At 70.1% G+C, this 18,130-nt stretch carries 19 protein-coding genes; 9 read left to right on the top strand and 10 right to left on the bottom strand.

The features are described from left to right. Positions 1–41: 41 nt before the first annotated feature. The gene (locus ACSHT8_RS22880) at positions 42–446 is read right to left on the bottom strand and encodes a DUF5318 domain-containing protein (protein ID WP_436492954.1); all 405 of its coding nucleotides are present in this window, start codon (positions 444–446) and stop codon (positions 42–44) included. A gap of 237 nt (positions 447–683) precedes the next feature. On the opposite strand from ACSHT8_RS22880, the gene ACSHT8_RS22875 reads away from it, so the two are divergent. From ACSHT8_RS22875 to ACSHT8_RS22850, 6 genes are all read left to right on the top strand, one after another. Continuing rightward, positions 684–1,226, top strand: coding sequence for a PadR family transcriptional regulator (locus tag ACSHT8_RS22875; protein ID WP_436492953.1), 543 nt, complete (start codon positions 684–686; stop codon positions 1,224–1,226). 66 nt (positions 1,227–1,292) lie between these two features. Beyond that, a complete protein-coding gene (locus ACSHT8_RS22870) occupies positions 1,293–2,384 on the top strand; it encodes an inositol-3-phosphate synthase (RefSeq protein ID WP_436492952.1) in 1,092 nt (363 codons plus the stop codon). A gap of 82 nt (positions 2,385–2,466) precedes the next feature. Next, the gene (locus ACSHT8_RS22865; protein ID WP_436492951.1) at positions 2,467–3,066 is read left to right on the top strand and encodes a Uma2 family endonuclease; all 600 of its coding nucleotides are present in this window, start codon (positions 2,467–2,469) and stop codon (positions 3,064–3,066) included. 135 nt (positions 3,067–3,201) lie between these two features. Continuing rightward, positions 3,202–5,271 carry a PhoX family protein gene (locus ACSHT8_RS22860; protein ID WP_436492950.1) on the top strand — a complete coding sequence of 690 codons (2,070 nt, stop codon included), beginning with the start codon at positions 3,202–3,204 and terminating at the stop codon, positions 5,269–5,271. A 61-nt stretch (positions 5,272–5,332) separates the two neighbouring features. After that, on the top strand, positions 5,333–6,025 hold the full coding sequence (locus tag ACSHT8_RS22855; RefSeq protein WP_436492949.1) for an SDR family oxidoreductase: 693 nt from the start codon (positions 5,333–5,335) through the stop codon (positions 6,023–6,025). Between the two features lie 10 nt (positions 6,026–6,035). Continuing rightward, on the top strand, positions 6,036–6,527 hold the full coding sequence (locus ACSHT8_RS22850; protein ID WP_436492948.1) for a hypothetical protein: 492 nt from the start codon (positions 6,036–6,038) through the stop codon (positions 6,525–6,527). Here the strand turns inward: ACSHT8_RS22850 and ACSHT8_RS22845 are convergent. From ACSHT8_RS22845 to ACSHT8_RS22815, 7 genes are all read right to left on the bottom strand, one after another. Beyond that, positions 6,508–7,815 (bottom strand): amidohydrolase family protein, encoded by a 1,308-nt coding sequence (locus ACSHT8_RS22845; RefSeq protein WP_436492947.1) that lies wholly within the window; start codon positions 7,813–7,815, stop codon positions 6,508–6,510. The two genes, ACSHT8_RS22850 and ACSHT8_RS22845, sit on opposite strands and share 20 nt — an antisense overlap. An 11-nt stretch (positions 7,816–7,826) precedes the next feature. Beyond that, complete coding sequence (locus ACSHT8_RS22840) at positions 7,827–8,840, bottom strand: nitric oxide synthase oxygenase (protein ID WP_436492946.1); 1,014 nt, start codon at positions 8,838–8,840, stop codon at positions 7,827–7,829. Between the two features lie 78 nt (positions 8,841–8,918). After that, positions 8,919–9,557, bottom strand: coding sequence for a tRNA (guanosine(46)-N7)-methyltransferase TrmB (gene trmB / locus ACSHT8_RS22835; RefSeq protein WP_436502147.1), 639 nt, complete (start codon positions 9,555–9,557; stop codon positions 8,919–8,921). Positions 9,558–9,641: 84 nt separating this feature from the next. Beyond that, positions 9,642–10,184: a hypothetical protein gene (locus ACSHT8_RS22830; RefSeq protein WP_436502146.1), complete on the bottom strand. Its 543-nt coding sequence runs from the start codon at positions 10,182–10,184 to the stop codon at positions 9,642–9,644. A 275-nt stretch (positions 10,185–10,459) separates the two neighbouring features. Next, positions 10,460–11,185: a hypothetical protein gene (locus tag ACSHT8_RS22825; RefSeq protein WP_436492945.1), complete on the bottom strand. Its 726-nt coding sequence runs from the start codon at positions 11,183–11,185 to the stop codon at positions 10,460–10,462. Next, positions 11,185–11,940, bottom strand: a complete 756-nt coding sequence (locus ACSHT8_RS22820) for an ABC transporter permease (protein WP_436492944.1) — start codon at positions 11,938–11,940, stop codon at positions 11,185–11,187. Before ACSHT8_RS22820 ends, ACSHT8_RS22825 begins: the two co-directional genes overlap by 1 nt. Before the next feature lie 4 nt (positions 11,941–11,944). Then, positions 11,945–12,877: an ABC transporter ATP-binding protein gene (locus tag ACSHT8_RS22815; RefSeq protein WP_436492943.1), complete on the bottom strand. Its 933-nt coding sequence runs from the start codon at positions 12,875–12,877 to the stop codon at positions 11,945–11,947. Between the two features lie 244 nt (positions 12,878–13,121). Here ACSHT8_RS22815 and ACSHT8_RS22810 point away from each other — a divergent pair, with 244 nt between their 5' ends. Both ACSHT8_RS22810 and ACSHT8_RS22805 read left to right on the top strand, forming a co-directional pair. After that, the gene (locus ACSHT8_RS22810) at positions 13,122–13,700 is read left to right on the top strand and encodes a TetR/AcrR family transcriptional regulator (RefSeq protein ID WP_436492942.1); all 579 of its coding nucleotides are present in this window, start codon (positions 13,122–13,124) and stop codon (positions 13,698–13,700) included. Beyond that, positions 13,697–14,596 carry an SDR family oxidoreductase gene (locus tag ACSHT8_RS22805; RefSeq protein ID WP_436492941.1) on the top strand — a complete coding sequence of 300 codons (900 nt, stop codon included), beginning with the start codon at positions 13,697–13,699 and terminating at the stop codon, positions 14,594–14,596. The genes ACSHT8_RS22810 and ACSHT8_RS22805 overlap by 4 nt, the downstream gene beginning before the upstream one ends. Here ACSHT8_RS22805 and ACSHT8_RS22800 read toward each other — a convergent pair. After that, entirely contained in the window at positions 14,593–15,249 is a 657-nt protein-coding gene (locus ACSHT8_RS22800) for a response regulator (protein WP_436492940.1), read from the bottom strand. The two genes, ACSHT8_RS22805 and ACSHT8_RS22800, sit on opposite strands and share 4 nt — an antisense overlap. A 24-nt stretch (positions 15,250–15,273) precedes the next feature. Next, positions 15,274–16,422, bottom strand: a complete 1,149-nt coding sequence (locus ACSHT8_RS22795) for a sensor histidine kinase (RefSeq protein ID WP_436492939.1) — start codon at positions 16,420–16,422, stop codon at positions 15,274–15,276. A 147-nt stretch (positions 16,423–16,569) separates the two neighbouring features. On the opposite strand from ACSHT8_RS22795, the gene ACSHT8_RS22790 reads away from it, so the two are divergent. Beyond that, the gene (locus tag ACSHT8_RS22790; protein WP_436492938.1) at positions 16,570–18,126 is read left to right on the top strand and encodes a dynamin family protein; all 1,557 of its coding nucleotides are present in this window, start codon (positions 16,570–16,572) and stop codon (positions 18,124–18,126) included. Positions 18,127–18,130: the final 4 nt, after the last annotated feature.

Genomic DNA, 18,130 nt, shown 5'->3' with positions numbered 1-18,130 from the left:
TCCGCGAGGCGGCCTGCTTGACCGCCTCGGTAACAACCGTTTCACTCCGCTGCCGTCCTCCTTCGGGACCGGGGCGTGCGCACGCCCCCTGTCCCCAGGACGTATGACTGCACCAGGTGGTTCCACGAACAGGTACGGCAAACTTCAACGGTGTAGACGTTGAACTCCTCGAACAGCGTCGCCATCCGGGCCAGCTCCTCGGGAGCCCGCGCCGATCCGGACGCGTGTTTGAGCGCTTCGCCGTAGACCCAGTGGACATGGGTCAGTTGTTCTTTCCGGCAGACCGGGCAGGTCACCTCGGTCGGCTGGCCGTGGAACTTGGCGGCACGCAGCAGGTACGGGTTCGCGTCGCACACCTCGAAGGTGCCGACACGGCCCGAGTAGACCTCCGCCAGCAGCGCCCTGCGCTGCAACGCGTAGTCGACCACCTGCCGTTGCGTTCGCACGGCAACAGCGTACGCGGGCCCGTTACCACGGCGATGCGCCGTTCGGTGCAGCGGACATGCACCGCGCGTCACAGTTGTGATGTCGGGGTGTCCTGACCGGCGGAATCGTTCCACCGGCCGCCACCTGCGACGTTGACGTGTCGATGAACACAGAGGGTCGCGCAGCCCTGCGACGGATGTATCGGCGCGATATAGTGGACGAGTAGGACAGGTCGGTATCCGAAAAGGGGGTGCCTCATGCTCGAGTTCGCGATTCTCGGGTTGCTCCACGAGGCCCCGATGCACGGGTACGAGCTGCGCAAGCGGCTGCACGACCTGCTGGGCACCCTGCGGGCGTTCTCCTACGGCTCCCTCTACCCGACCCTGCGGCGCCTGCTGCGGGAAGGGTGGATCGCCGAGGAGGCCCCGGACGACGAGCTCAGGTCGTGGGGCAGGCGCGCCAAGCGCGTCTACAAGCTCACCGCCGAAGGCAAGGAGCGCTTCGCCGCGCTGCTGGCCGACGCGGGCCCGCAGACGTGGGACGACGAGGGGTTCGGCGTCCACATGGCGTTCTTCTCGCGGACGCCCGCCGAGGTCAGGATGCGAATCCTGGAGGGTCGGCGGCGTCGGGTCGAGGAGCGGCGCGAGGGGCTGCGCTCGTCGATGGCCAGGGCTGGTGAGCAGATCGACAGGTACACCAGAGAACTTCATCGCCTCGGTCTGGAATCCAGCGAGCGCGAAGTGCGTTGGCTCAACGAGTTGATCGCGCACGAACAGCAGGAGCAACGCGGGACCGAGTAACCCCGCGGAACGGCTGTCAGGACAACCGCGTCGAGGACGCGGCGGGAAACGAGAAGGAGAACCGGCATGGGCGAGAACCGCCACAGCGTGCGGGTGGCCATCGTCGGCGTCGGCAACTGTGCGGCGTCGCTGGTGCAAGGTGTGCACTACTACCGTGACGCCGATCCGGCCTCCCGCGTGCCAGGCCTGATGCACGTGCAGTTCGGCGACTACCACGTGCGCGACATCGAGTTCGTCGCCGCGTTCGACGTCGACGCCAAGAAGGTCGGCCGCGACCTCTCCGAGGCGATCGTGGCCAGCGAGAACAACACGATCAAGATCTGCGACGTGCCGCCGACCGGGGTGACCGTCCAGCGCGGCCACACCATGGACGGCCTCGGCGAGTTCTACCGCGAGATCATCACCGAGTCCGACGAGGAGCCGGTCGACGTCGTCGCCGCGCTGCGCGAGGCCGAGGTCGACGTGCTCGTGTCGTACCTGCCGGTTGGCTCCGAGGACGCCGACCGCTTCTACGCCCAGTGCGCCATCGACGCGGGCGTCGCCTTCGTCAACGCGCTGCCGGTGTTCATCGCGTCGGACCCGGAGTGGGCGGCCAAGTTCACCGAGGCCGGTGTCCCGATCGTCGGCGACGACATCAAGTCCCAGGTCGGCGCCACCATCACCCACCGCGTCATGGCGAAGCTGTTCGAGGACCGCGGCGTCGAGCTGCAGCGGACCTACCAGCTGAACTTCGGCGGCAACATGGACTTCATGAACATGCTGGAGCGCAAGCGCCTGCAGTCCAAGAAGATCTCCAAGACCCAGTCGGTCACCTCGCAGATCCCGCACGAGATGGCGAAGGCCGATGTCCACATCGGCCCGTCCGACCACGTGCCGTGGCTCGACGACCGCAAGTGGGCCTACGTGCGCCTGGAGGGCCGCTCCTTCGGCGACACCCCGCTCAACCTGGAGTACAAGCTCGAGGTCTGGGACTCCCCGAACTCGGCGGGCGTCATCATCGACGCGGTGCGCGCGGCGAAGATCGCGCTCGACCGCGGCATCGGCGGCCCGATCCTGTCGGCCTCCTCGTACTTCATGAAGTCCCCGCCGGAGCAGTACGCCGACGACGACGCCTTCGACGCCGTCGAGGCCTTCATCAGGGGCGACGTAGAGCGCTAACCGCAGTTAGAGTGGAGCCACCATCGGGGGAATTCGATCTCCGGATGGTGGCTTTCGCTCATGCGTTCGACATACTGGAGCGGTGGTAGCCGAGATGGTCGCGCACGACGACAACTTCGATCCGCTGGCCGATCTTTATGGCCGGTGGACGACCGAGCTCGCCGATGTGTACCTGCCGATCCCCCAGGCGGCTCCAGGAACGTCGTTCGAGTGCGTGGATGGTCGCCTGATCATGAGCCCATACGAGGGCAGTGCCAACGTCAACGCAGCGTATGAGCTGCACTCCCTGTTTCGTGGACCCGCACGTGCCGCGGGCTATCGGGCGTACGGCACGCTGAACATCGTCATCAGGTCGGACAGGTGGATCCAGCCTGATCTGGTGATCTTGCGAGAGCCGATCCGCGATCTGACCTGGGTGCCGATCGAGAACGTGCTGATGGCTGTCGAGATCATCTCGAAGTCCAGCCGCCGCCGGGACATGGTTGACAAGCCGAAACTCTGCGCCGATGCCGGTGTGCCCTTCCTCATGCGAGTCGACATGAGTCGAGGCGCGTGGGTGGATCTGCTCGAGTTGATCGCGGGCGAGTATGTGGTGCGGGCGCGGGCTGTCGAGGGCCAGATGTTGGAATCGATGGTGCCGTTCGCCATGAAGTTCGACCCCGCGGATCTCACCGAGTTCTGATCGCGAGCCGTGTCCGGGCCGCGACCTGCGGTAATGATTGATCTGTTCGCCTCCTGTTCACTTCGATGTCCGCTCCGGCCCGCTTGCGCCTCCTACCGTCACGGCGTTCCCACTGACCGCTTTGCCCTGTCCTGCATGGACAGACATCAGGAGGCCCCCGTGTCCGACGGCCGGATCAACCTGCCGCTGCTGCCGCCGAACCATCCCCTCGGCAGGCAGGCAGTCACCTGTGAGTACCGCTGTGGCAACGCCTGTTCCCACGAGGCGCCGAACACTTCGGACAACGCGTACTTCGGTGACGTGGTGCGCAACATCGTCAGCCGCCGCGGCATGCTCAAGGCCGGTGCGGTGCTCGCCGTCGCGGGTGCGGGGGTCGCGGGCATCGGGTCCGGTTCCGCCGCCGCCGGCCAGGAGGAGCGCGGGCCGAAGCCGAAGAAGACCAAGGGTCTGAACTTCGAGCCGGTCGCGCCCAACACCGCCGACGCGCTCACCGTGCCGCCGGGCTACGTCTCGTCCGTCGTGATCCGCTGGGGCGACCCGGTGCTCCCGGGCGCGCCCGCGTTCGACTTCGACAACCAGACCGCCGCCGCGCAGGCCAAGCAGTTCGGTTACAACAACGACTTCTGCGGTCTCGTCGAGCTGTGCGACGACCGCTACCTGATGGTGTCGAACCACGAGTACACCAGCGAGACGTTCCTGTTCAAGGGCTACGACGCCGCGAACCCGACCGAGGAGCAGGTCAAGATCGGCTGGGCCGCGCACGGCCTGTCGGTCGTCGTGGTGGAGCGCGAGGGCCGCACCGGCAAGCTGGTGCCGAAGCTCGACCGCTTCTACAACCGCCGCATCACCGCCACCTCCGAGTTCGCTGTCGACGGTCCGGCCGCGGGCAGCGACCTCCTCAAGACCAAGGCCGACCCGACCGGCACAAAGGTCCTCGGCACGCTGAACAACTGCGCCGGTGGCGTCACCCCGTGGGGCACGATCCTCACCGGCGAGGAGAACTTCAACCAGTACTTCGGCAACGCCGGTTCCGTCACCGACCCGGTGGCCAAGGCCCGCCTGTCGCGCTACGGCCTGTCGGGTGGGGCCTCCGGCCGCAAGTGGGAGCGCTTCGACGAGCGCTTCGACGTGGCCAAGGAGCCCAACGAGGTCAACCGCTTCGGCTGGATCGTCGAGGTCGACCCGCACGACCCGAAGTCGGCGCCGGTGAAGCACACCGCGCTGGGCCGCTTCAAGCACGAGGGCGCCAACGTCATCGTCGCCGACAACGGCCACGTGGTCGCCTACATGGGTGACGACGAGCGCTTCGACTACATCTACAAGTTCGTCTCGGCCGACCGCATCCGCCACGGCCGCAGCCGCTGGGCCCGCGAGCACAACAAGAAGCTGCTCTCCGAGGGCACGCTCTACGTCGCCAAGTTCACCGGCGACAGCCCCGACTTCACCGGCGGCACCCTCCCGGCCGACGGCGAGTTCGACGGCACCGGTCAGTGGATCAAGCTGGTGTCCGGTGACGAGTCGTTCGTCGACGGCTTCACCGCCGAAGAGGTCCTCGTCTTCACCCGTCTCGCCGCCGACAAGGTGGGCGCCACGAAGATGGACCGCCCCGAGGACGTCGAGCCGAGCCTGAAGTCGGGCCGCGTGTACGCCGCGCTCACCAACAACACCGACCGCGGCAAGCCGGGCAAGGAAGGCCCGACCGAGATCAACCCGCGCAACGGCAACAAGCACGGCCACGTGCTGGAGTGGGAAGAGGCGGGCGGCGACAACACCGCGCTCACCTTCTCGTGGCGCCTGCTGCTCGTCTGCGGTGACCCGGCCAGCGCCGACACCTACTTCGGCGGCTACGACAAGACCCAGGTCAGCCCGATCTCGTGCCCGGACAACCTGGCGTTCGACAAGCACGGCAACCTGTGGATCTCCACCGATGGCAACCAGCTGGGCTCCAACGACGGCCTGTTCGCCACCGCCGTCGACGGCCCGGAGCGCGGCCACCTCAAGCAGTTCCTCACCGTGTCGGTCGGCGCGGAGACCTGTGGCCCGGTGGTGGAGGACAAGTTCGTCCTCGTCTCGGTGCAGCACCCGGGTGAGCTCGACGGCGCCAGCGCCGACACCCCGAAGGCCCACTGGCCCGACGGCGGCACCTCGCAGCCGCGCCCCGCGGTCGCGGTCGTCTGGAAGCCGGGCTCCAAGATCGGCGAGTGAGTAAGTGATCTCGTAGTGCACCCGTCGCCCCCCAGGGCGGCGGGTGCACTACTTTCGGGACATGACTGAGCGTCCACTCGCGTTGATCACCGGCGCGTCGCGCGGCATCGGGGCGGCCATCGCCCGCGCGCTGGCCCCGACCCACCGGCTGCTGCTCGGCGGCCGCGACGCCGACGCGCTCGCCAAGGTCGCCGCCGGGCTCGACGGCGCGACCGCGTGGCCGGTCGACCTCACCGACGCGGGCGCGCTCGCCGCCGCCACCAAGGACCTGACCAGCCTCGACGTGCTCGTGCACTCGGCGGGCGTGGCGCGGGTCGGTCCGCTGACCGAGGCCCCGGCCGAGCTGTGGCGGTCGATGTACGAGCTGAACGTGGTGGCCGTCGCCGAGCTGACCCGGCTGCTGCTGCCCGCGCTGCGTGCCGCGCGCGGCCAGGTCGTGCTGATCAACTCCGGCGCGGGCCGCAACGCCAACCCCGGCTGGGGTCCTTACGCGGCGAGCAAGTTCGCCCTGCGCGCCTACGCCGACGTGCTGCGCGCCGAGGAGGAGACCAACGGCCTTCGCGTCACGTCGGTCTACCCCGGCCGTACCGACACCGACATGCAGCGCACCGTCCGCGCCGACGAGGGCGGCGAGTACGAGCCGGAGCGCTACCTGGCGCCGGACTCGGTGGCCGCGGCGGTCGCGTCGGCCGTGCTGGCCACGCCCGACGCGCATCTCACCGATGTGATCGTCCGGTCCCGCCCCGTTCGGTAGCCTGCCCCGCGTGATGGGGGAAACCAGGAAGCGTCCGAAGGTCCTGCGCTGGTTCGTGCTGTGGATCGTGTTCAGCGCGCTAGCCGCGGTGTCGGCGCTGGTCGTGTCGCCGATCCTGTTGACGGCCAAGCTCGCCGAGGCCGGTGAGGTGGTGATCGACCCGACCACCCGGTTCGCGGCTGACTCCGGCGACTACTTCGGCCTGGAGACCGACGACGGCACCTTCTCCTGCACGGTCCGGCCGGACTCCGGGGAGGAACGCGAACTCCCCGTCTCCGAAGGCCACGGGCGCCACCGCATGCGCGAAACCACCTTCACGGCGTGGTTCTCGGGCTCGGCGACGGTGACGTGCGAGCGCCGGGCGGAGCTGATCCTGCCCTCGGTCTACCAGTGGGACAGGGCGATCGGCGTCGCGCCCGGCGTGCTGCTCGGCCTCGGCGGTGCGTCGCTGCTGTTCGGCTTCTTCCGGCTCTGGCAGCGCTCTAGGCGAGCAGGCGCGTAGTCACCTTCCCGGCCATCGCCTGGGCCTCGGCCCGGTCGACGCGCGTGGGCTCGCGGTCGGCGACGACCTGCTCGCCCGCCACCCACACGTCGGTCACCGTCCGGGATCCCGCCGCCCACACCAGGTTCGCGATCAGGTGCGAGTCGGGGACGTCCAGTCCAGCGGCGAACGCCGGGTCGTCGACGCCCATGTGCACGACGTCGGCCCAGCGCCCCGCTTCGAGCACGCCGATGTCGTCGCGGTGCAGCGCGTCGGCGCCGCCGCGGGTGGCCAGCAGCAGCGCGTCCGCCGCGCCGAGCGCCGTGGAGTCCATAGTGGACACACGAGCCAGCTGGGCGGCCAGGCGCATGTCCTCCCACAGGTCGAGGTCGTCGTTGCTGGCCGGGCCGTCGGTGCCCAGGCCGACCGGAACCCGCGCCTTGCGCAGGTCGGTCAGCCGCGCGATGCCGGAGGCCAGCTTGGTGTTGGACCCCGGGCAGTGCGCTACGCCGACCTGGTGGGTGGCGTAGAGCGCGATGTCGGCGTCGGACAGGTGGACCGAGTGCGCGGTGAGGACGCGGCCGCCGAAGAACGCCGACTTGGCCAGCAGCGCTGGGACCGACCCGTGCTCGGCGCGCTGCGCCTGGTCCTCGGGCAGTGACTCGGCCACGTGGATCTGGATGAGCGCGTCGCGCTGCCTGGCCGCCTCGGCGACCTTGGTCAGCGCCTCGGGCGGCAGCGTGTAGGCCGAGTGCGGCCCGTAGCTCAGCTCGACGCGCTCGCCGGGGCCGAAGCGCAGGCCGTCGGCGTCGATCCAGGCGTCGATGTCGGCGAGCATCCGCCGCCAGTCCATGCCGAGCCCGTCGAGGACGGCGGAGGCGATCACGCCGCGCGCTCCGGTGTCGATGACCGCGCGGGCGACGTCCTCACCGAAGAAGTACATCTCGGCGCTGGTGGTGACGCCCGCCCGCAGCATCTCCACCGAGCCGAGCACCATGCCCGCGTACACGTCCTCGCCGGTCAGCTTGCCCTCGGCGGGCCAGATGACCTCGGTGAGCCAGCGGATCAGCGGCAGGTTGTCGCCCATGCCGCGCAGGACCGTCATCGGGCTGTGGGCGTGGGTGTTGATCAGGCCGGGCAGCAGGACGCCGGTCAGCTCGCGCACCGGGCCGTCGAACGCGGGCGCGTCGGCCGCCGGTCCACAGTGGAGGATCCGGCCGTCGGCACCGATGTCGACCACCGCGTCGCGCAGCACCGAGCACTCGGCATCGCAGGGCAGGACGATCGGGGCACGCAGACGCAAGCTCATGGTTGGAAACTTTAACGCTGGCGCAGGAAGCCCGGTCTGCCCTGGGACGCGGTCGGCGGCTCGTATGCCTCCGCCGAGTGCTCGACCGTGACCCCGGCCGCGTCGAACGAGTGCAGGACCGCGCGGTTGCACTCGACGGCCACCCGGTCGCGCCACAGCGTGCGCTCGTTCGACGTGTCCAGGCCGAGCCGAGCCGCGATGACCCTGGCCAGCCCGTAGGCCGACTCGTCGGCGATGACGTCCTCGCCGATCGCGCGGCACAGGTACACCCCGTTGTACGGCGCCGCCGGGTAGTCGATGCCGCCGATGCGCAGCCGCTGGTTGCTGATCACCGGCACCGCGTGCCAGCGCAGGCCCAGGTCGGCGAACCACGGCAGCGCGGGGTGGACCAGCCGTACCTCGCGGACCACCTCGGCGGGCAGGGTGTGCAGCGTGATGCCCTCGTCGTCGGTCTCGATGACCAGCGGCAGCCGGTCGAACGCGCCGCGGGTCAGCGGCGGGCGCCAGCCGAGCTTGCCGACGACGGTGGTGAAGTCGGTGTAGCGGCGGTCGCCGATGACACCGCCGGGGACGCCGTGATAGCCCGCGTAGCGCACGAGCTGATCGTTGCGGATGCGCGGGCCGCGCCGCCACGGCGTGTCGGGGGCGAAGACGGTGACGGTCGGCCGCACCGCGCCGCCCAGGCCCGCGGTGCGCAGGTGCTTGCCGCACTCGTCGGCGACCGTGGCCGCGTCGCGCACCGTGCGCAGGTCGCGCACGAGCAGGCCGCGCCACGGCACGGAGCTGGGGCACCAGCCGCTGTCGCGCAGCGCCATCCGGGCGCCGAACGCGAGCTCGGCCTGGGTGTGCCGGTAGGTGCCGGTGGCCGCGATCTCCGCGCGCACCTTCGCCATGCGCTGGTGCACGGCTCCGGCCTTGGGGCGGGCGGCGTGGAACAGCCGCAGGAACTGGGCGGCTTCTTGTTCGAGATCGGCAACGCTGTCGAGCGAGTGCAGGGGCAGGACGTCATCGCGCAGTGCGGTCACATCACTGATATCGGTACTTCAGGACCGTGACTCGACTACTCGGACGAGTGGTCTACCCCATCCGGCAGTCACCGTCGGTCAATCATTCACTCGTTCGAAGATGAGATCCCGGCTGATGCGTCCTTCTTCGCGCGCCCGCGACTCGAACTTCGTCACCGGCCGCCAGTCCGGCCGCGGCGCCCAGCCGTCGTAGCGGTTGCGCAGCGTCGGCTCGCCGGAGAGCACCTCGAGCATCTGCTCGGCGTAGTTCTCCCAGTCGGTGGCCAGGTGGATCGTCGCGCCGGGCGCGAGCCGGGAGGCGACCAGCGCGATGAAGTCGGGCTGGACCAGGCGGCGCTTGTGGTGCTTCTTCTTCGGCCACGGATCGGGGAAGAAGATCCGCACCCCCGCCAGCGACCCCGCCGGGATGTGCTCCTTGAGGAGCACGACCGCGTCGCCGCGCAGCAGCCGCAGGTTCGTCAGCTCCAGCGCCTCGGCGCGCAGCATCAGCTGGGCGAGACCGGGCTGGTAGACCTCGACGGCGAGGTAGTTCAGCTCGGGCGCGGCCTTGGCCAGCTGCGAGGTGGTCTCGCCCATGCCGGAGCCGATCTCCAGCAGCACCGGCGCGGACCGGCCGAACCAGGTGTCGAGGTCGACCGGGCCGGGCGGCAGCTCCGGGACTTGCTTGCCGAGCTCGTCCCAGCGGCGCTCCCACGCCTTCGCCTGGCCCACCGTCATCCGCCCGCCGCGGTGGACGAAGCTCACCACGGCGCGCTTGCGCGGCTGCTGTTCTGTCGGTGTCACGCCGACCAGCCTGCCAGGTCAGGGGGTCAGCGACTCCAGCCGGGCGAGGTTGGCGCGCAGGTCGGCCAGTCCCTCGACGGCGATCGGCGGCGGCGTCGGACCGGCGTGGACCGGCACGACGTCGATCCAGCCGGAGTGCCGGTCGGTGTGGGCCAGGGTGGTCGGCATGCCAGGGCTGCTCAGCCTGCGCTCGGAGGGCATGTACTCCCAGTAGCCCGGTTCGCCCTCCTCGCCCCACGGCACGAACACCCAGCCCGGCCGCGCGTCGAGCAGCTTGGCGACCCGGTCCTCGATGAGGAAGCCCTCCAGTCTGCTGGCGAGCGCCCCGGCCGTGACCGCGCGCAGCCACCACGGCGCGGGCACCGACGGATCGGCTTGGCGCGCGGCCCGGTAGAGCGCGATCACCTGGACCTCGGGCGCGCGGTGGACCCAGGACAGCCGGGCCTCGGACGGCAACCCGGGCTGGGCCCCGAACGGCTGCTCCAGCGCCTCCGACCACTCCAGGCTGATCATGGGCTCGACGTGCAGACCGCTGCGGCGCGGCGTACCGGCGTCAACCACCGTCAAGGTCCACCTCCATGGGCTCCGAGACGGGACTGTGAACCATGATCAGACCCCGTACGGGTACCCCCCGTCCGCACGATGTGCCCAACATCACAGCCTCTTAACGTGGTCTTAATCCGAGTGCTTGTTGTAAGCAACCGGCTGATCGTCCACAAGGGCCCAACGGCCCTACGACCTGCGCGAACGCGGAACGGGCCCGGTCCACCCCCCGAAAGGTGAACCGAGCCCGCTTCCCTACGGTCCCCGCCGTCCCCCGACGACGGCGACCAGCTCTACGCGTCGCGCTTCGACGCGACCACCAGCGCGGTCGTCAGCAGCGCCGCGGCCACCGCCGCGAAGTACGCCAGGCCGACCCACGGGCTGAACGCGGCACCAGGCGTCGGCCCCGCGAGGAACTCCGAGGCGTTGGTGAACGGCATCCGCCACGCGATCTTCTCGCCGATCCTGGGGATCAGCTGGACCAGCGACTCCACCAGCAGCGGCCAGATCAGCAGCACCGAGATGGCGCCCGCCGACTGCCGGATCAGGATGCCGACCGAGACCGCGATGACCGCGGCCAGCCCGTAGATCAGGCCGGTGCCCGCGATCAGCCGCCAGTCGGCCGCCGAGTCGATCGCCAGGTCGGCGCCGGGTGCCAGCAGTCGGGCGATGCCCCACGAGCCGAACGAGGTGACCAGGCCGACCAGCGTCGCCAGCCCGGCCACGACCGCGGTCTTGGCCAGCAGCGGCGCGCTGCGCTTGGGCACGGCCTGGAACGTCGTGCGGATCGTGGAGAACCGGTACTCGGTGGTGATGGCCAGCGCGGCCATCACCATGATCACCATGAGGCCGAACATCCGGCCGAACTGCGTCTGGGTCATCGTCAGCGGGAAGTCCGCGGGCTTGGTGGCCACGGTGAGCGCGGTGAAGCCGATGGTCAGGCCCAGTGCCCCGGCGATGCTCCACCAGGACGAGCGGGTGCTGAACAGCTTGATGCGCTCGACGGCGAGCAGCGTCATCAGGCGTCCCTCCGGTTCGCGACCACCAGCGACCCGACCAGCAGAACCGCGGCGAACCCGGCGAAGTAGGCCAGCGCGGCCCACGGGCTGAGGGTCACGTCCGGCGGCGGGCCCATGGAGATGACGCCACCCGAGTCGGGGTTGCCGGTGAGGAAGTGGTTGGCCATGTTGAACGGCATCCACTTGTGGATGTCGTCGCCGACGCGCGGGATCAGCAGGATCAGGCTCTCGATGAGCTGGGTGTAGATCAGCAGCACCGAGATGGCGCCCGCCGAGTGGCGGATCATGATGCCGACGGCGACCGAGACCACCGCGGCGATGGCGTAGACCAGACCGACGCCCGCGACCGCACGCCACTCGAAGGCGGTGTTGATCCCCATCTCGCTGGTGCTGATGAGCGCCGACACACCCCAGGAGCTGAACGCGGCCAGCTCGCCGATGAGGCCCGCGAGCAGCGCCACGACCGCGGTCTTGGCCAGCAGGGCCGCGGTGCGGTTCGGGATCGCCTGGAACGTCGCGCGGATCGTGGAGAAGCGGTACTCGGTGGTGACGGCCAGCGCGGCCATCACCATGACCACGACGAGGCCGAAGCTGTACCCGAACTGGGAGGCCGCGACCGTCATCGCGTCCTCGGCGTTGGACTCGCCCGCGATCAGCGCGGCGATGCCCGCGGTGACGCCGAGGGCGATCAGGGTGCACCACCACGGCGAGCGGGTGGTGAAGAGCTTGATGCGTTCGACAGCGAGAAGAGTCATGACGTCACTTCCCCGCGCTGACGAGAGCGTTGTCGGTCAGGTCGGTGTGGTACTCGACGGAGTCGCCGGTGAGCTGGATGAACGCCTCTTCCAGCGAGCCGCGCTGCGGGCTCAGCTCGTGCAGCACGACCCCGTTGGACGCGGCCAGCTCGCCGATGTCGGCGCTGTCCATCCCGGACACGATCAGGCTGTCGCCCTCGTCGCGCAGCGCGACCCCGGTGCGGCCGAGCGCGGTGCGCAGGGCGGCCAGGTGGGGGCTGCGGACGCGGACGGTGTTCTCGGTGGCCTGGGCGACGAAGTCCTCGGTGGAGGTCTGCGCGATGAGCTTGCCGCGGCCGATGACCACGAGTTCCTGCGCGGTGAGCGCCATCTCCGAAAGCAGGTGGCTGGAGACGAAGACCGTGCGGCCCTCCTCCGCGAGGCGGTGCATGAAGCGGCGGATCCAGAGGATGCCCTCGGGGTCGAGGCCGTTGACCGGCTCGTCGAACAGCAGCACCTGCGGGTCGCCGAGCAGCGCGGCGGCGATGCCCAGGCGCTGGGACATGCCGAGCGAGAAGCCGCCCGCGCGCTTGTTGGCCACCGACGTCAGGCCGACGATCTCCAGGACCTCGTCGACGCGCTTGGGCGAGATCTTGTTGGACTTGGCCATCCACTGCAGGTGCGCCCGCGCGGAGCGGTTGGGGTGCACCCACTTGGCGTCGAGCAGGGCGCCGACGGTGCGCAGCGGGTTGTGCAGGTCGCGGTAGTGCTTGCCGTCGATCAGCGCCGAACCCCCGGTCGGCGCGTCGAGGCCCAGGATCATCCGCATCGTCGTGGACTTCCCCGCGCCGTTCGGGCCGAGGAAGCCGGTGACCCGGCCCGCGGGCACCGAGAACGACAGGTTGTCCACGGCGAGGGTCTTCCCATACCGCTTGGTGAGGCCGACTGCCTCGATCATGGTCTCTCCTCAAGTCCGGTGCCGCTGCGCTCGGGTTGGCGACGGCTCCCCCATCGAGAACCATCTTGTGCTCCGCGCATGGGCGCCCGCGTCGTCCTGTGGTCCCCCGACCGGGTCACCTTGCGGGACTAGCCTCCATCAACCCGCAGGCTGACCTCATCGGTGACGACCCTGACCCCACCCTGATCCTCTTCGGACCGCCGGTCGGGGTGACAGAGTTAATGAACTGTGGTTCACTAATGGCGTGGCCCGGCCGAGAACCATCACTGACCAGCGGTTACTCGACGCGGCGGGTGAGGTCATCGGGCGGGTTGGCCCCGGCTTCACCCTGGCCCAGGTCGCCGCGGCGGCCCAGGTGTCGGTGGGCACGGTGGCCCAGCGGTTCGGCTCGAAGGCGGGCCTGCTGCGCGCGCTGACGACACATTGGACAGCCCGCGTCGCCGACGAGATGCGCGCCACGGCGCTGGCCGAGGGGTCGCCTGTGGACGGTCTGCGGGCAGCGGCGGTCGTGACCCACCTGGGTCTGGGCGACGCGGAGACGGCGGCCAACCACCTCGGCCAACTCGGGATGGACCTGGTCGACCCGGTGCTGCGCGGACTCCTGGGCGAGCACTACGCGGCGATGGAGGCCGAGCTGTGCGCGGCGGTCGAGCGCGCTCTGCCCGACCTGCCCCGCGCGCCGTTGCCCGAGCGGGCGGCCCGGGTGCTGCTGGCGGTGGTCAACGGCGTGTCGATGGACTGGTCGATCCGCCCGGTCGGCGCGCTGGGCGACCGGCTGACCGAAGACGTGGACGCGGTAATCGATGGCTGGAGGGAACGATGAAGGACAAGATCGCGGTGGTGACCGGCGCGACGCGCGGGTGCGGCCGAGGGATCGCGGTGGAACTGGGCGCGGCCGGGGCGACGGTGTACGTCACCGGGCGCACGACCCGGGACTCCGCGTCCCCGATGGGCCGCAAGGAAACCATCGAGGAGACCGCCGAACTGGTGGACGCCGCGGGCGGCCGCGGCATCCCGGTCCGCTGCGACTACTCGAAGCCGTCCGATGTGGACGCCCTGCGCGACCGGATCAAGGCCGACCACGGCACGATCGACCTGCTGGTGGACGACATCTGGGGCGGCGACCCGTTCGTCGAGTTCGGCACCCCGTTCTGGGAGTCCGATCTGGACAAAGCGCTGGGCGTGGTCCGCAACGGCCTTGAGACCCACCTGATCGCCCTGCACCGCCTGCTGCCACTCGTGGTCGCCAAGCCCGGCGGCCTGGTCATCGAGGTCACCGACGGCGACGTCGACGACTACCCCGGCCCGGTCGGCATCCCGTACCACCTGGTCAAGTCCGGCGTCCGCGCGATCGGCCGGGCGCTCGGTGCCGACCTGACCGCCCACGGCTGCACGGGCATGGCTGTCACCCCTGGCTATCTGCGCTCGGAGATGATGATGGAGCACTTCGGCGTCACCGAGGAAACCTGGCAGCAGACCACCGAACCGGATTACCTCCTGTCGGAGACCCCGCGCTATCTCGGCCGCGGCGTAGTCGCCCTGGCCACCGACCCGAACGTCCAGCGCCATGCCGGGAAGACCCTGGCCAGCTGGACCCTCATGCGCGAATACGGCTTCACCGACGTCGACGGCAGCAAGCCCGACTGGGGCCGCTGGTTCGCCGACGTCCACCAGCGCGGCCTCAACCCGGCGAACGTCGACCCCGCGCCGTATCGCTAGGCGTCGCCGGGGCGGACCAGGCCGGTCTCGTAGGCGAGGACGACGGCCTGGACGCGGTCGCGCAGTTCCAGCTTCGCCAGCACCCGCCCGACGTGGGTCTTCACGGTGGCCTCCGAAAGGAACAGCTTCCGCGCGATCTCGGTGTTCGACAGGCCGTGGGCGATCAGCACGAGCACCTCCCGCTCGCGCTCCGTCAACGCCTCCAGCACCGTCGCGTCCCGCGGCTCCCCGCCACCAGGGCCGAGGAAGCGGTCCAGCAGCCGCCGCGTCACGCTCGGGGACACCACCGCGTCGCCGCTGGCCACCGACCGCAGGGCCGAGACCAGATGCGAAGGCGGGGTGTCCTTGAGCAGGAAGCCGCTGGCGCCGCAGCGTAGGGCCGACAGCGCGTACTCATCGAGGTCGAAAGTGGTCATGACCAGCACCTTCGACGTGCCCGCCTCGGTGATCACCCTGGTCGCCTCGACGCCGTCCATCACCGGCATGCGCACGTCCATGAGCACCACGTCGGGCCGCAGCTTCTCGGCGAGTTCGATGGCGGCCTTGCCGTCTCCCGCCTCGCCGACGACCTCCATGTCCTCCTGGGCGCCGAGCACCATGCGGAAACCGACACGCATCAGCTCTTGATCATCGACGAGCACGACCCTGATCACGCGTCCCAACGTAGCCCTTTCGCGTCAGCCGCCGGAGACCGGCAGGATCGCGCGGACCCGCCAGCCGCCCTCGGGCTCCGGACCGGCGCGCAGCGAGCCGCCGAAGACGTTGGCGCGCTCGCGCATGCCGATCAGGCCGTTGCCGCCGACGACGTTGGCCAGCGCCTTGCCGGTGCCGCGGTCGGTGATGTCCAGCTCGACCCGGTCGCCGACCCGCGCCACCTTCACCGACGCCGTGGCGCCGGGGCCCGCGTGCTTGATCGTGTTGGTCAGCGCCTCCTGGACGATCCGGTAGATGCCCAGGCCGACACCGGCCGGCAGGTCGTCGAGTTCGCCGGTCAGGTCGAGCCGCACCGGCACGCCCACCGCGCGGACGCGTTCAGCCAGCTCCGAGATGGACTGGGTGCCCGGCTGCGGGGCCATGTCGGAGTCGGCGCCGTCGTCGCGCAGGACACCGAGGAGGCGGCGCAGCTCGGTCAGCGCCTCGCGGCCGGTGGCGGAGATGGTGGCCACCGCCCGCTCGGCCATCTCCGGGTTGGAGCGCACCGCGTAGGCAGCGCCGTCGGCCTGCACGACGATGACGCTGACCGCGTGCGCCACGACGTCGTGCAGCTCGCGGGCGATGCGGGCGCGTTCCTCGCCGACGGCGATACGGGCCTGCTGGTCGCGTTCGGTCTCCAGCAAGGCGAGTCGCGCCTCGACCTCGACGTGGTACGCCTTGCGCGCGCCGGTGAACTCGCCGAGCACCCAGCACAGCGCGAAGATCACCACGATGACCAACAGCGGCAGGATCGCGTCCGGGAACGTGATGCGCCAGAACGCCCACACCGTGGTCCCGATGCCGAGCCACAGCAGGTAGAGCAGCGCCTGCCTGCGGCCGACGTAGGTGACCAGCGTGTAGAGCGAGATGCCGAGCGCGAAGTCGATCATGCGCACGCTCGCGTTGGGACCCGGGCCGTGGGTCACGAGCTGGGCGAGGCCCGCGATCAGGATGACGTACGCGCTGAGCATCGGGTTGAGCCTGCGGATCACCAGCCCGCCGATCATGGCGACGGCGACCAGTGTGAACGCGACCGGGTTGACGAACGACGGGATCTCGAAGAACAGCGGCAGCTCCATCAGGGCGAACAGGAACGCGATGATGATGTCCCCCGCCAGGGGATGCCGTTTCATCCACATACTCAGTCGCCGCACGTCACCAGCGTAAGCAGCCCGACCAAACGCGGACGTCAGCCTCGCGGCGGATTCACCCCTCCACCCCCAGGTTGAGTTGCCCGGACCTCGCACGCGGTCGGCCGTGACCATGACAGGATTCGTGCTGTGTCCGAGCAGCAGCATCTCGCCGGGCCGCTGTCGGCGGCGGTCGCCAACCTGTGTCAGCGGCTGCAGCCCCAGGTTTCCGCGCGCACGGCGGCGGGGTTCCGCGAGGTACTGCGCAGGCTGTCGGCGCCGCTGCAGGTCGCGGTCGCGGGCCGGATCAAGTCTGGCAAGTCCACACTGGTCAACGCCCTGATCGGCCGCCGCGTCGCGCCCACCGACGTCGGCGAGTGCACCCGGCTGGTCACCCGGTTCCAGTACGGCACGGTCGACCGGGTCGAGCTGGTGTTCTTCGACGGCACCAAGCAGGTGCTCCCGTTCGACGTCGGCGGCATGATCCCCAACGACCTCGACGTCGACTTCGACAAGGTCTCCCACCTGGAGGCCTACCTGACCAACGCCGTCCTGCGCGACCTGACCGTCATCGACACCCCCGGCCTCGGCTCGCTCGACGCCGCCTCGGTCAAGCGCACCGAGCAGCTCCTCGGCGCGGCGAAGGACAACGAGGAAGAAAGCGAAGAGGGCTCCGACGACCTCGACGACACCTCGCGCAACGCCGTCGCGGGCGCCGAGGCCGTCCTCTATGTCGTCACCCAGGGCGTGCGCGCCGACGACCAGCAGGCCCTCGCCGCGTTCACCGCCGCCACCGCCAGCCGCGAGGCCGGCCCGGTCAACGCCATCGCCGTGCTGAACAAGGCCGACACGATCACGCCGGAGTCGGTGACCGGAAGCGACGGCGACGTGTGGAAGGCCGCCACGCTGCTCGCCGAGAAGCAGGCCGCCACGCTCAAGCCGCGGGTCGCCGACGTCATCCCGGTCATCGGCCTGCTCGCCGAGTCCGCCGAGTCGGGCGGCTTCACCTCCGCCGACGCCGACGCCCTGCGCGCGCTCGCCGCCCTCGACGACGCCACCTGGGAGACGATGCTGCTGTCGGCGGACATCTTCACCAGCTGGGAGTGCGACGTCGCCACCGGCACCCGGGTGAAGCTGCTGGAGAAGCTCGACCTCTACGGCATCCGCACCGCCGTCGACGCGCTCAAAGCCGAGCCCGAACTCACCGCGGGCGCCCTGCGCCGCAAGCTGCTCGACGCCTCCGGCCTAGCCGGTGTCCGCAGCAGGCTCGACGCCGTCTTCCGCGCCCGCGCCGACGGCATCAAGGCCGCCGCCGCGCTCGCCTCGGTCACCGCCCTGGCCCACGCCTCCGGCGACCCCGGCGAACGCCAGCGCGTGCACGACGCCATCGAGGTCCTCCTCGCCAAGCCCGAGGCCCACCAGCTGCGCCTGCTCGAAGCCCTGACCCTGGTCACCTCCGGCGCCGTCGACATGCCGGAGGACCTGGCCGAGGAGGTCCTGCGCGTCGGCAGCAGCGCCATCGTCGGCGAGCAACTGGGCATGAAGGGCAGGCCGCACAAGGAGCTGTCGGCGTACGCGCTGGAACGCGCGGGCTGGTGGCGCTCGTTCGCCTCCTTCGGCGCCACCCCCGCGCAGAGCCGGGTCGCGCACGTGGTGCACCGCTCTTATTTCCTTATCTGGCAACAACTTCGCGAACAGGCTGGGTGACATC

It is taken from the genome of Actinokineospora sp. HUAS TT18 (assembly GCF_051364635.1).
Taxonomy (GTDB): domain Bacteria; phylum Actinomycetota; class Actinomycetes; order Mycobacteriales; family Pseudonocardiaceae; genus Actinokineospora.
This window is presented reverse-complemented; position numbering and strand designations above follow the sequence as displayed.